At 53.7% G+C, this 12,181-nt stretch carries 16 protein-coding genes; 9 read left to right on the top strand and 7 right to left on the bottom strand.

Annotated elements, in window-relative coordinates:
• Positions 1-63: 63 nt before the first annotated feature.
• Complete coding sequence (locus tag AC1UKS_RS13185) at positions 64-753, bottom strand: XRE family transcriptional regulator (RefSeq protein WP_482433971.1); 690 nt, start codon at positions 751-753, stop codon at positions 64-66.
• 277 nt (positions 754-1,030) lie between these two features.
• Between AC1UKS_RS13185 and AC1UKS_RS13180 the strand changes: the two genes are divergently transcribed.
• The 5 genes from AC1UKS_RS13180 (at position 1,031) to AC1UKS_RS13160 (ending at position 4,506) form a co-directional block, all read left to right on the top strand.
• Positions 1,031-1,498: a lysozyme gene (locus AC1UKS_RS13180; RefSeq protein WP_482433970.1), complete on the top strand. Its 468-nt coding sequence runs from the start codon at positions 1,031-1,033 to the stop codon at positions 1,496-1,498.
• On the top strand, positions 1,495-1,845 hold the full coding sequence (locus tag AC1UKS_RS13175) for a DUF7940 domain-containing protein (RefSeq protein WP_482433969.1): 351 nt from the start codon (positions 1,495-1,497) through the stop codon (positions 1,843-1,845). Before AC1UKS_RS13180 ends, AC1UKS_RS13175 begins: the two co-directional genes overlap by 4 nt.
• Before the next feature lie 77 nt (positions 1,846-1,922).
• The gene (locus tag AC1UKS_RS13170) at positions 1,923-2,114 is read left to right on the top strand and encodes a hypothetical protein (RefSeq protein ID WP_482433968.1); all 192 of its coding nucleotides are present in this window, start codon (positions 1,923-1,925) and stop codon (positions 2,112-2,114) included.
• A 143-nt stretch (positions 2,115-2,257) separates the two neighbouring features.
• On the top strand, positions 2,258-4,009 hold the full coding sequence (locus AC1UKS_RS13165; RefSeq protein WP_482433967.1) for a glycosyl hydrolase family 28-related protein: 1,752 nt from the start codon (positions 2,258-2,260) through the stop codon (positions 4,007-4,009).
• A gap of 299 nt (positions 4,010-4,308) precedes the next feature.
• Positions 4,309-4,506, top strand: coding sequence for a hypothetical protein (locus tag AC1UKS_RS13160; protein ID WP_013201729.1), 198 nt, complete (start codon positions 4,309-4,311; stop codon positions 4,504-4,506).
• A gap of 15 nt (positions 4,507-4,521) precedes the next feature.
• On the opposite strand, the gene AC1UKS_RS13155 is transcribed toward AC1UKS_RS13160, so the two are convergent.
• Both AC1UKS_RS13155 and AC1UKS_RS13150 read right to left on the bottom strand, forming a co-directional pair.
• Positions 4,522-4,764 (bottom strand): hypothetical protein, encoded by a 243-nt coding sequence (locus AC1UKS_RS13155; RefSeq protein ID WP_308727085.1) that lies wholly within the window; start codon positions 4,762-4,764, stop codon positions 4,522-4,524.
• A 96-nt stretch (positions 4,765-4,860) separates the two neighbouring features.
• The gene (locus AC1UKS_RS13150; RefSeq protein ID WP_013201731.1) at positions 4,861-5,106 is read right to left on the bottom strand and encodes a DinI-like family protein; all 246 of its coding nucleotides are present in this window, start codon (positions 5,104-5,106) and stop codon (positions 4,861-4,863) included.
• A gap of 195 nt (positions 5,107-5,301) precedes the next feature.
• Here AC1UKS_RS13150 and AC1UKS_RS13145 point away from each other — a divergent pair, with 195 nt between their 5' ends.
• Positions 5,302-5,526, top strand: a complete 225-nt coding sequence (locus AC1UKS_RS13145) for a YgdI/YgdR family lipoprotein (RefSeq protein WP_265910179.1) — start codon at positions 5,302-5,304, stop codon at positions 5,524-5,526.
• Between the two features lie 111 nt (positions 5,527-5,637).
• Positions 5,638-6,042, top strand: a complete 405-nt coding sequence (locus AC1UKS_RS13140) for a hypothetical protein (RefSeq protein ID WP_482433966.1) — start codon at positions 5,638-5,640, stop codon at positions 6,040-6,042.
• Positions 6,043-6,049: 7 nt separating this feature from the next.
• On the opposite strand, the gene AC1UKS_RS13135 is transcribed toward AC1UKS_RS13140, so the two are convergent.
• Both AC1UKS_RS13135 and ldcA read right to left on the bottom strand, forming a co-directional pair.
• Positions 6,050-6,712, bottom strand: coding sequence for an MBL fold metallo-hydrolase (locus AC1UKS_RS13135; protein ID WP_013201735.1), 663 nt, complete (start codon positions 6,710-6,712; stop codon positions 6,050-6,052).
• 15 nt (positions 6,713-6,727) lie between these two features.
• The gene (ldcA, locus tag AC1UKS_RS13130) at positions 6,728-7,648 is read right to left on the bottom strand and encodes a muramoyltetrapeptide carboxypeptidase (RefSeq protein ID WP_482433965.1); all 921 of its coding nucleotides are present in this window, start codon (positions 7,646-7,648) and stop codon (positions 6,728-6,730) included.
• 292 nt (positions 7,649-7,940) lie between these two features.
• Here ldcA and emtA point away from each other — a divergent pair, with 292 nt between their 5' ends.
• Positions 7,941-8,564 (top strand): membrane-bound lytic murein transglycosylase EmtA, encoded by a 624-nt coding sequence (gene emtA / locus AC1UKS_RS13125; RefSeq protein WP_371732187.1) that lies wholly within the window; start codon positions 7,941-7,943, stop codon positions 8,562-8,564.
• A gap of 53 nt (positions 8,565-8,617) precedes the next feature.
• On the opposite strand, the gene AC1UKS_RS13120 is transcribed toward emtA, so the two are convergent.
• Positions 8,618-9,355: a flagellar brake protein gene (locus AC1UKS_RS13120; RefSeq protein WP_482433964.1), complete on the bottom strand. Its 738-nt coding sequence runs from the start codon at positions 9,353-9,355 to the stop codon at positions 8,618-8,620.
• Between the two features lie 185 nt (positions 9,356-9,540).
• Between AC1UKS_RS13120 and AC1UKS_RS13115 the strand changes: the two genes are divergently transcribed.
• Positions 9,541-9,789, top strand: coding sequence for a GlsB/YeaQ/YmgE family stress response membrane protein (locus AC1UKS_RS13115; RefSeq protein ID WP_013201740.1), 249 nt, complete (start codon positions 9,541-9,543; stop codon positions 9,787-9,789).
• Between the two features lie 62 nt (positions 9,790-9,851).
• On the opposite strand, the gene AC1UKS_RS13110 is transcribed toward AC1UKS_RS13115, so the two are convergent.
• The gene (locus AC1UKS_RS13110) at positions 9,852-11,969 is read right to left on the bottom strand and encodes a TonB-dependent siderophore receptor (protein ID WP_482433963.1); all 2,118 of its coding nucleotides are present in this window, start codon (positions 11,967-11,969) and stop codon (positions 9,852-9,854) included.
• Positions 11,970-12,181 lie beyond the last annotated feature (212 nt).

Genomic DNA, 12,181 nt, shown 5'->3' with positions numbered 1-12,181 from the left:
GCGTCAAACGCATTAAATGGCAAGGAAGGAAACAAACCCGCCGGAAGCGGGTTGCACAGAGACCTAGCCATGGCGGCGGAATTGCTGCGACTGGCTGAGCATTACCCGGCCGGCCACATGCAGCATTGCCATCTCATCAGCGGAAATCGTCCACTCTTTATAGCGGGGGTTATCGGAAATGACATACAGTTCTGACTTCACTTTTTGCAGGCGTTTTACAAACATATCGCCATTGAAATCAAAAACGTAAATCCCATCACCATCAAAGAAGGGGACGCTGACGTCGACAAAAATCAAATCGCCAGGTTCAATGGTCCCTTCCATGCTGTCGCCCCGGACGTTTATCAATTTAACAATGGCCTCAGGTTTATTGCCAAAAATAACGCTGGCTTCCTTCCGCACATATTCAATAGATCTAATGACCTGAACCACTTCTCTGGCCGGTGAACCCTCACCCGCACTGGCAGAAACATCAAGGACGTCAACACGATACACATCATCTCTCCCCATTTCGGTTAACGAAGATACACTGTATGAATCATCAGTATTCTTCAGCTCTCCTGATGAGAATAGCGCAGAAATCGGCACTGCGAGTGCATCCGCCAATTTTTGTAGCAACGCATCGCTGTATCCCTGCACCCCGCGTTCCAGTCTGGACAGGTTCCCGACATCACTTCCTACCTGCATTGCTAACGCGTTGAGCGTCATCTTCTTCGCTTTGCGAAGCTGTCTGATTCTTTCTCCGGGTTTCATTAAGCGTTCACACCTTTTTTATGCGTTTTACACAAATCGCCTTGCACAATAAAATACTGCCTACTAATATGCGTATAGCGCATTAAATAATGTCTCCACGCAACATTTGAAGACGTTACGCTCTTTACACAATCTGGCCGCGCCGATACAGGTGCCTTAAACCCTGCATTAACCTGCCTGTCGATCATTTTTCCACAGGTGAAAAATGATTCATACGCATTTTTCAGCCGGCCTTGCTGTCTGATACTTATTTTTTGCGTCAAGAGGAGTATTCACCATGAGTCAGATAGTTTCCATCCTAAAGTATGAAGAAGGGTATCGCGACGTTCCCTTTATAGACACCCTGGGCTATCCCACCGTGGCCGCAGGGATCAAAATTGGTCCAAAAGGCGCGGCCCTGAACAGTTATATCTTTAAAGTGCCGGCGCCGGTCGGTGAGCTGTGGATGCAGATGTTGGTCGAGAGCAAAATTTTTGAGCTCAAGCAGCGCCCACTGCTTGCCGATGCGCTTCGCCAGTGCAATGAGGCACGGGCCGACATTCTTTACAGCATGGCCTATCAAATGGGTGTGGAAGGGCTGTCGGGATTCAAAGAGAGCCTGAAAGCGATGTCACGCGGCGACTTTTCCTCTGCGGCGGACGGCATGCTGAACAGCCTCTGGGCCAGTCAGACGCCGGCCCGGGCGAAACGTCATGCTGCGGTAATGCGCAGCGGCACCTACGACGGCTATCGGGGGTTGCTATGAAATTCGCCCTCTATCTCTGCGCCATCCTGATGACCATCCTGCTGCTGTTAACGATCCGTAAGTACAGCTCGGTTGAGTTTGTGCATCACGCCAGGCTGTTGTTCAAAACCTGGTCGGTGTGGCTGGCTTCGGCCGGATCGGTGATCAGCGCCTGGGTGCAATCCTTTCCTGATTCCGCGATGCGCGCCTGGCAGCTACTACCGTCCGATGCCAAAAGCGTTATTCCCCCCAACTACCTCGGCATGATCGGGGCATTTATGGTGGCGATGGCGGTAATGGCGCAGTTTGTCCGCCAGCGACCGTTAGCCACTGAACGGGAGAAACTGGATTGCGGAGAGCACACATGAATCGTCTGCAACTACTGGGGGCGGGATGGCGTTTGCTGTCAGGCCTCCGCACCCCGAAGCAAAATGAGGACATTATCATGACTGATAACACCACCATCCCCGAAGAGAGCAACGGCCCGTTAAGCAGCAATACCCAAACCCGCCAGGTCACGGTTATCACCAATGACGTGGTGCTGGAAAAAGTTGGCGAGTTGCTGAGCTCGGTAGGGCACAACATCGATGAGTACGCCGAAATCGTCGCGCTGGCCAAGAAGCTGGCCACAAAATAGTGTTACCAGCACTGACGCCTTTTTCTCTCCCGGCGGCCTGGCCGCCATCACCCTACTACCCTGCAACGTAACGTCCTATCTCCCTCTCCATCCTGTCCGTCACGGGCATCTCACTGTACGTAACCATCCATCCGGAGGTCTTTATGATCGAAGTAAACTGCTTTGGTGATTTGCGAACCACTGCGCCAACCAAAGCCGGTGATATTGCGGCACTCAAACGCTACTACGACAAGGATTCCAGTTTTCATGGCGGCGGCGACTTTGTCGGCTTCCTCGGTACCACCACGCTGAGTGATGACGGCGGCTCGATGGCCAAGGGCAGCACCTTCTACTGGAAGCGCATCATTAATGACACCGAGCAGGTGAATTTGTACCATTTTGGCGCGAAAGGTGACGGTGTCACCGATGATACCGACGCCTTTAAGCGGATGTTCAGCTGGTCACAAGTCTATGATGTTAATGCAAAAGACATCGGCGTACGTTTCCCGGCCGGGAAGTTTTTAATCTCGCCTGTCGACCTCAGCGCCAGCGAAATTCCGTGTTTTGCTCTGTATGGTGACGACGCGCCCTATGGCGTCACGCCCAGAACGGTCATTATCTCTGATAAATCGATCAATACGGTGTTCAAGGTGAATGCCCGCCGGACCATCATTCGCGGCATCAGCTGGAACGGGCAGGCCACGGCGGATACGGCCAGTAATACCGGGGCGATCACCGCGGACATGCTGTCCAACGTCCAGCCGTTCTTTGAGAACACCACCATCGAAGGGGAGTTCGTTAATATCCGCTGTTTTCGCGTGCAGTATAACGGCGGCACGGCGGTGAAACTGCTGGATACCCTCGACACGCGATTCGACCAAATCTATTCGCAAAATACCTATGCGCGGGTCTTTGACGTCAGCTGGTCAAACTCGCCAAACGGCGTCTGGGATCACTCGACCGCCATTGAGCTGTCGAATGCCAACTTCCAGTACGGTTATGGCGATGCCACGCTGAAGATGCCGCGATTAACCCAGGGGCTGATCCGCAACGTCTGGGTTGAACATACCCGCTTCCCCGGTGATTTAAGCAACGGCCAGTGGATTATCGATGCCCTGAGCCTGGAGGATTGCGCCAATCCGCTGCTGTTGAATAACAGCCGGGTGCTGCTGCGTCAGCTCAGCCTGCAGGCCGGGGCGACGGTCAATCTGGACAATACCTCCGATCGCTGGCTGTCAGGCTATGAGAGCGGCTGGCGCCGTGATGAAAACTTCGGCACCACCATGACCGGGTCGATGAAAGCCGGCTGGTACAGCGGCTATAAGCTCAGTAATACCTCGGATACCGATAAATGGTATCGCATCGGCAAATTTGTCTTCCCGAAAGCTAATCAGCAATGGACGCTGGAGATGGTCAGCAAACAGTCAACGGCCAATCCTTCCGGCACCGCGGCCAGCCCGCTGCAAACCATCTCGTCGGGCGTCACCTACCTGAATCTGCAGCGCTGCGTCAGCGCGGTGTGGGCCGATATGTTCCATCGCGGCACCACGGCGGTGGTTGACGTCAAGTATGCGCGCAGCTATCAGAATATCGTCGAGGTCTGGGTGAAGCTGAAAGCGGGCAGTGGCGACACCATGTTTAACGTGCGATCGACCGGGCCAACGCGGTTTGAAGCCGGGGAGTGTTCCTTATTTACACCGGATCTGTCGGAGGTTACCGATCTGACCACCGTCGGCACGGTCACGCCCAACGCGCGCTTAAGTTTCCATAACGGCCTGGCGGGCATCGGCGCCAATGAAAATGGGGTCGTGACCTTAGCGACAACGGAGTCGGCATCCCCGGTCAGCGCGGCCCCGGTGGGGTATATCACCCTGAACGTTAACGGCATAGATCGTAAATTCCCTTACTTCAGCTGAATAGTAGCTTGCTAACTAAAACCGCCTGCTGAGGGCGGTTTTTTTTCGTCTGAGGATTTTAAGCGAACTTTTCCTGCGAAAGGGCTGGTAGTCAGTGCCAAAGGGTGAAATAGTGCTGATTCATCACCAGGATTAATCTGTTTTTTGCGGTGATTTTTTCTGATTTGGGCGGATAAAACCCCTTTTTGGTCAAAAGTGCGTAAAAAACGGACGCTTTTACACTCCGGTAGAAATCGGGGGTTGAGATGGCGGAGTGTTGATCCGTAAAATAGGGCCAAAACGCAAATCAGGAGAATTCTGTGTCAGAAGCTGCTTCAATCGAAGATAACCCCAACCGACTGGAAGAAGCGAAAAACATCGCTTTGGGCTGGCGTATTGTAGGCAATATCGAACCGCAGACGCTGGAAGATGCCATTCAAATGCTGCGCGACAGTGCGGCCCATGCCGCGAAAGTCTACGAATTGTTGTATGCGGAAATTGCTCAACGGGCGAAATAGTCCGGCTACTGCGTATTATGCCGTCTGTGCCAGACCCGGAGAGCGAGAGTCACGCCACGCCTCCCAGCATCTTGCAGGATCGATATCACGGTATCCTCGTGACGGATCCATCCCCCGGACAAGGTCGTCCGGCACAGAAATGCAGGTGGCATTATCACGAATTTTTTCCACTTCCTGCTGCGTCAACCCACTGCCTTTTTGCTTTTCAGCGTTCACCAGTAAACTGACCAGTGACGGAATATAAAGTACTGCCATCATCGCATTCCCATTCGTTATGCCCTGGGAACATCTTCGGCTCAGCGGGTGAAAACTTTAGCGGTGGACGCGCATAGTGTGAAAAATGCCCACCCTCGTTTAAAATTCTTCTGACACCAGCCACTGATCGGCTTCATCGAACATCTCTTCAATGATCCGCAGCATCACTGACTTGTCACTCTTACTGGCATCGGTTTTCACGCCATTAGCCTGCATCGGTTTTACCTTCACTTCGGCAGCCGGGAAAACGCGTTGAATACGCTTCTCCAGCTCGTTCAGAATTAATTCCTGCGCATTGGGCAATCCGGCAACGTTGCGCTTATCATAAGTCAGTTCTACAAACATGGGGTTATCCTGGTTATAAATGCTGGATAAAAATACAGTTAATAGCCGCAACCTTCAATGAAAATTTGCCCTCCAGGAATAAACTGAAAAATGGCATTGGGCGGCTAATCTGAGAAGCGGACGCAACATTCATCAAATTAACGAAAATCACCAGGCTACACTGCACACTGTTGAATCCAATGAAGGAAATTTAAAATGAAAAAAGTAGCTTGTGCACTGACCTTACTCGTTGGCGGATTGCTGCTGGCAGGCTGTTCCAGCGACCATGTACTGCAGATGAAGGATGGCAGCACCGTGGTGGTCCAGGGGAAACCTGAAGTCGATAAAGCCACCGGCATGGTGATGTATACCGATGAAAACGGTAAGCAGCAGGCGGTGAATCAGGATCAGATCAAAGAGATGAACTCGCTGAATAATTAATCTCTGCCGGGGATTTCGTAACACTTAAGGCAAACGTGGGTAGCGTCCTGTGGTAGGCTTTCTGACATATAGTCAATCAAATCAGAGAGAATCGCCCGGAGACCGCTGCCCATGTTCCGCACTATCGCCACTGGATGTTTGCTCGTCTGTGCCACCTTTGCTGCACAGGCTAACAACGACACGCCGCCACTCAACACCGAATTTCAGATTACCTGCCCAGGCCGCCCAACGATGACAGTCACCCAGGCGCAATACGGCCTGACCACCCTTATGTGGCCGGGCGATAATTTCCAGATTGCGGCGGGTAATCAGCGTTCCAAAACGGATAACGGGGTCAAGGTGTCGATCGTGCTGTTCCGCAATGGCGATCAGATGGTGGTGAACACCTCAGACGATGACACCTTCTTCTCCTACAGCGGCGTACAAAAACTGGTGCCCTGTAGCCGCAGCCGCGAGCGTGAAAACAGCGCGGTCGATCTGCAACGTACCGATTCGTCCGGCAACGTCGCCTCCTGATCGCCCGCTAGTCAGGTAGCCGCTGGCGCAGATCCAGCGGCGAACTCTCCGCCTCATCCAGCAACGCCAGCCATTCGCGCATCGTCACTTCCTGCCAGGACAAATGTCCGGCGGTGGTGCCCATCAACACTACGTCGGGCCTTAGCGCCCGATAGAACTCAATCGACTTTTTCAAATCCGCTTCGTTGCTTTCCGGCACCAACACCGTCACCCAGCGATCGTGTGACATGGTGATGGTGTCGCCAACAAACAGATAGGTTTTGCCAAAGGGGGAGGCATACAGATAGCTGGTGCTGCCCGGCGTATGGCCCGGCGTGGGAACCACGTGAAAGCTGCCACAGTGCAGCTCAGCCTGATTGAAGGTGTCGTCAGCCTCGACATACGGACTGATCGCGCCCAGCGCCTTGTTATGACAATACAAGGCCGCGTTAAAGCGCGTTTGCAGTAAACGGGCACCCGGCCCGGCTTCATGGGAGTGGGTCAGATAATGGCGGATAATCCCGCCCAAATCTTCAATCGCCTGGTGGTCGTTCAGATTCTCCACGCGGGAAATCAGTAAGTTTCCCCGCGTATGCTGCAGCAAAAATCCATGCATCATCAGTTCCGGCTCATGTTCACTGGCCGGAAACTCCGGGGTTGAAACCCAGAGATCCTCGTACAACTGCTTCATGGGCGCTCCGGATGGTTAACGAAGCGTAGGGTGCCCTGATAGCGTCAGCGTGCTGCTTGAACCCTTGACCTGTAAATGTCCCTGCGCGCCTAACGGTAGCGTCACGGTATTCCAGTGATGGCCAAATTCAAGACCGGTAACCAGCGGTACGCCCGTTACCTGACGAATCAGCGTCCAGACGCTGTCGAAGTCATAGCCATTGTCATAATCGGTGAGTGTCGCGCCGGTAAAGCTGCCGGTCACAATTGCCTTCTGTCGTGCCAGGATGCCGCTCTGTGCCAGCTGAAGAAGCATTCTCTCCACGCGGAAAGGATGCTCATTCACATCCTCAATCACCAGGATGCCGTCTTCAATCTCAGGCAGCCAGGGTGTGCCCATCATCGAGGCAATCATCGCCAGGTTACCGCCCCAGACGGTGCCCTGCGCGTCGATATCCTGTGGCTGCGTTTCCCAGCTAAGGGTTAATTTAGGCGAAGTCAGCGCGCGCCAAAAGTGGTCAACGGTGAAATCAGATAAAACCTCAGCGCCAAAATTGCCGGTCAGCATCGGACCACTGAAGGAAATGGCACCCTGTTTCAGCAGCGGAAGCTGGATGGCGGTGAAGTCGCTGTGGCCACACAGCGCCACCGGCTGGTCCTTCAGGCGGGCAGCGACGGCGGCAAAATCAATCTGCGGCAGCAGCCGGGTCGCGCCATAACCGCCGCGCACCGCCAGCAGGATATCCGGCAGATCCTCCATCTGCGCCAGACGGTTAATATCCTGCAAACGTTCGGCGTCATCCCCGGCAAAGCGCTGGTCACGGCGGGCAATCACCTCGGTATTCACCACGTGATGCCCTTGATCCTGCAAGCGTTTTACCGCCAGCAGCGCGGCAGGCTGATTATGGCAATAGCCAGAAGGAGCAATCAGATGAAAAGTGCGCGGAGTAACGGACATAATGTTCACTTTAATCCTCGGTGCGGCGAAAGATCGGCCGGATTTCAACGGCATTTTGCAGGCAGCGCGAAAAAAAAGTCGCCTTCAATCACAATCTGTGTGATTTTTATCCACTTCGAAAGGAATTTTTTTACGCCACTGACGGTCCAATACCCCTGATGATGACGAAAAGCGCAGGTGAAGTCACCCGCAAGCGCGTCAAATTCAGAGTTTCGGTAATTTTCTTTTGTCCGGCGCACGCTATTGTAAGGCGCGAGGCTAAGGCTCAGAGGATGAAAACAGCGTGAGAAAAGTGAAAACGGTTGCGATACTGGGCGTGTTACTGCTGGCGGGATGTGCCAGTGAACCGCATAAACAAACAATAACTCAGCAGCAAACGCCGTTAACCCAGGCGCCGCCAGAAAAGGTGGCTCAGGCCTGGTCGATGTTCACGGAGAGCGCAGCAAACAACTACGGGGTCGATCCAAAGCTGGTAGATGCCATTATTTCAGTGGAATCGGGCGGCAATCCAACGGTAGTCAGTAAGTCGAATGCCATTGGATTGATGCAGATTAAAGCCTCAACAGCAGGCCGTGAAGTGTACCGGGTTCAGGGAAGAAGAGGGCAGCCAAGCAGTAAAGAGCTGCGCGATCCGGTGAGGAACATTGATATTGGTACGGCGTATCTGAAGATCCTGCAGGATCAGTCGCTGGCTGGCATCCGCGATCCGAAAACGCTGCGTTACGCCACCATCGTGTCGTATGCCAATGGTGCCGGTGCGTTGCTGAGAACCTTCTCACGCGATCGGGATCAGGCGATTGCCATGATTAACTCAATGTCGCCGGAAGAGTTTTACCAGCACGTGCAGAATAAGCATCCTGCTGCTCAGGCACCGCGTTATCTGTGGAAAGTGACCACCGCGTATCGCACCATCTAAAATGTCCGGCGTGCTGACTGCTCAGCGCGCCGGCTGTTCTTCAGGTCGGCAATTTACTGGAAGCGAGTGGCTTTATCGCGCGCCAGGCGTTCAAGAGAGAAAATCACCTGCTGAAGCGAACGTTCTTCGCCCGCATTTAATGAACTGAAGCGGAAGCTCAGACGTGGGGTGACCACGGTTTCATTCTTATTGCCGACAATGCTGCGCTTACCGACGTTGATCAGATGCGCATCCACTTCAAAACGGCCATATTCCCCCAGCTCAACGCGCAGCTTCTTAAACTGCTCGCCACCGTGCAGCCCTTCCGGGAGCGGCGAATCGCCTAATACGCCAATGCCGCCGAGTGACAAATCCTGCAGACGCATCCGGCCTTCGCCGCTGCCGTCGGGCCACTGCACGTAGCAATAAAATATCGGGTCAAGCGGGGCATTCACGCGGAAAAATTCCCGCCGTTGGATCATCCACAGAATATCTGGCAGGTCGGCACCAAAGGCGGGCAGGCCATCAAACTTATCGTTAGTCAGCGTGCCGAGAGCGAATTCGACTTTCGCCCCGTGCGTTTCCGCCGTCAGATGCAGGTCTTCGGCTTCCATCGCCAGCTGGTTTTCATGATCGTTACTGCCCAAATCGAGCACCATCCGATCCTTGTCGGCATCCAGCAAATTGGTTATAAACTGGCCACGCGCGTGAGAGACCAGAATTGGCGTCTGATTTTTCATCAGATTCTTCAATACCGCCAACACCGCCAACGGGCCGCGTTTCAGGTACTGTTCATTATCGTTTTCTTTCACATTCCACTCCGGTTGACTGCCAGAAAACACGCTTTGAGCGGTGATACGTCGAAGTATCGGCATCTCAATGTGACGCTTTAGGGCTGAAACAAAAAAAACTGACAAAAAGTTTAGATTTAAATCACAGAGTTAGAATCCTGTCCTATACTAATCCCGTCTAATCAGTAAGTAACAAGGAGCTGTAAATGGGAATTTTATCTTGGATCATCTTTGGTCTGATCGCAGGGATTATCGCTAAGTGGATTATGCCAGGTAAAGACGGCGGCGGATTTATCATCACCGTGGTTCTCGGCATCATCGGTGCTGTGGTCGGCGGCTGGATCAGTACGCTGTTCGGCTTCGGCAGGGTAGACGGGTTTAACTTCGGCAGCTTTGTTGTCGCGGTGATCGGCGCGATTGTGGTGCTGTGGATTTACCGTAAAGTCAAAAGCTGACCCGCGATGGGTAGTAAAGGAAAGGGAGACGATATCGTCTCCCTTTTTTTATGGCTGGCGGATTAGAAATCGTAGCCGACGGTCGCCACCACGGTGCGCTCTGCGCCCCAGTAGCAGTAACCGGTGCCGTAACAGGCCGAGACGTAATCACGGTCAGTCACGTTATTGGCATTCACCTGCACAAACGCGCCTTTCAGGCTGCTGTTCCAGGCGCCAAGATCGGCACGCACCGAAGCATCAAACAGCGTGGTGGAGGGCAGACGGGTGGTGTTTTCGTTATCCGCCCACTGCTTGCCGATGTAACGCACACCGGCACCGACGCTGATACCCCAATCCAGCTGGTATTTCGCCCAGGCCGACGCCATGGAGTTTGGCGTAACGTACGGCGTGTGGCCGTCGTTGCCATCCACAGAATCCTTAAAGCGCACGTGGTTCATGGTGTAGTTAGCGATGGTGCTCAGACGTGGCGTGATCTGGTTATGTGCTTCCAGTTCAAACCCTTGTGAATGCACCTTACCGGCCGGCTCATAATAGGAACCGACCACAACGCGGTTACCCACGTCTTTCTGCGTCAGATCGTAAACCGCAACCGAGTAGAGATCGGACGTGCCGTTCGGCTGGTATTTCACCCCGGCTTCATACTGCTCGGAGGTGGTTGGCTTCAGCAGATTGCCATCTTCACCGGACAGTGACTGCGGCGTAATGGCCTGGCTGTAGCTGGCATATGGCGAAATGCCATTGTCGAACGCATACAGCAGGGCGGCACGGCCACTGACGTGATCGTCCTGACGACGGTTTTTGGTGCTGGTTGAGTAATCATCCGTTTCCGACACGATGCGGTCATAACGGCCAGACAGATCGAGGTGCCATTTCTGCCAGGTCATTTCATCCTGCAGATAGACGCCGGTCTGGTAATAACGACGCTGCGAATCGGTAAAGTCGTAGCTCAGACGATCGCCGACGGCCTGGCCGGTCAACGCGTTCAGCTGATTTGCATAGCCGCTGGCATCGCTCAGATCGTTCTTGTACTGGTGGTATTCACCGCCGAGCACAACTTTATGATCCACTTCGCCAGTGGCGAAATCGGCTTCCAGCTGGTTATCGATGGCGTACGCATCCAGCGAAGAGCGTGAACCGGAGTAGTAGCGGTTCAGCAGATTCGGGTTATCGGCGTCCCAGCCAATCTGATAAACCTGATCGAGGTTGACGTTGGAGTGGGAATAGCTGGCGTTAGAACGGAACGCCCAGGTGTCGTTAAAGCGGTGAGCGAATTCGTAGCTGTAAATTTGCTCGTTACGCTTGAACTGATCCAGCGAGCTGTCGCCGTCGTAGAAACCGTTGCTGAGCTTGCGGCCGTTATGTTCGGTGATGCTGCCATCGCCCGGTACGGCACCGTGATAGCCGCCGGACGGGTCTTTCTGCAGATAGGCACGCAGCAACAGCGAGGTATCTTCATCCGGCTGCCACAGCACGGAAGGGGAGATGGCGTATTTTTCTTCACGGGTGTGATCGTACTGGGTGTCACTGTTGCGGGTGATGCCGGTCAGACGAAACGCCCACTGATCGTTAATCGCATTGGTGTAATCAAAGGCGGCGCTGTTGGTGGAATTGGTGCCGGTAGAGGCACGGAAGTGGCCTTCAGGCGTGAACTGTGGACGCTTGGAGGTTTCCATCACCAGTCCACCCGGCACGGTCTGACCATACAGGGCAGAAGACGGGCCTTTGATCACATCGATACGGTCCAGGAACCAGGGATCGACCTGCAGGACGTTATAGCTGCCCGGATCGCTCATCAGACGCAGGCCATCGAGGAAGATGTTATCAACATCCCCACCGTGGAAGCCGCGAAGAGAAACGGTGTCATAACGGGTTGCGGCTCCGGCAAAGTTAGTAAAGGCACCGGCGGTATAGTTCAGCGCCTGGTTAACGTCCATCGCGCCCTGGTCTTCCATCTGCTGACGGGTGACCACGGAAACGGACTGGGCGGTGGTGATCAGTGGACGATCGGTTTTGGTTGCGCCTTTGCTGGTTTTAGCCGTGTAACCCTCTGTTGGCGTGGTCGCCGTTTCTGCGGGTTGCGCGGTAACGACCAGCGTCTCGGCCGCAAAGGTGAAAGCAGGTGTAGCCAGAGCGATGGAGCAAAGCAAAGCAGAACGCTTTAAAGAAAAAGCCATTCTCATTGTCAATTCCCTTACAAAATGCGAAGAAAGGTCCGCTGACGCTGTTACAGTGAAAGACGCGTCGTGACGGTAATGTAAAGATTTATGATAATCTCAATGAGAATTATTATCTTTCCGTAACATACTTTCAAGCATTGAATTTGCTTATCTATTCACTTGCAAAAATAAGGGAATTATATCGCCGGCAGGAGAGGCCAGCGGAGCGCGCCGCT

Source organism: Erwinia sp. AK-PDG3-5 (assembly GCF_056821705.1).
This window is presented reverse-complemented; position numbering and strand designations above follow the sequence as displayed.